Raw genomic sequence first — 263 nt, 5'->3', positions numbered from 1 at the left:
GCTTACAAAATAGTGACTCATCCATCGCGCTCAGCTTCTTCGCCATTTGCGGCTCGGTCGACCAGACGATAGAGCAGCAATGCGGATCGCTAAACGGCAGAAATGCCAAGATACCTTCGCCATGAAAGACCTGACGTGCAATGCCTTGATGCGGTTGCTCAGTACGAATGTTTGCGACTAAAGCATGGTGCTTATAATCCCAGAAGGTCAGCGGGATATCGGCTTTACTCCGCAGCCAAGAGTGGGCGCCGTCTGCCGCCACC

1 pseudogene is annotated in these 263 nt (G+C 53.6%); it reads right to left on the bottom strand.

The window, feature by feature from the left end:
* Positions 1 to 263 (bottom strand): annotated as a pseudogene (locus MKR94_RS16635) (FAD-dependent 2-octaprenylphenol hydroxylase); the annotation flags it as partial.

This window comes from Rosenbergiella metrosideri (assembly GCF_022602565.1).
Classification (GTDB): domain Bacteria; phylum Pseudomonadota; class Gammaproteobacteria; order Enterobacterales; family Enterobacteriaceae; genus Rosenbergiella; species Rosenbergiella metrosideri.
Note: the sequence above shows the minus strand (reverse complement) of the source record. Positions and strands in the feature narration are given on the sequence as shown.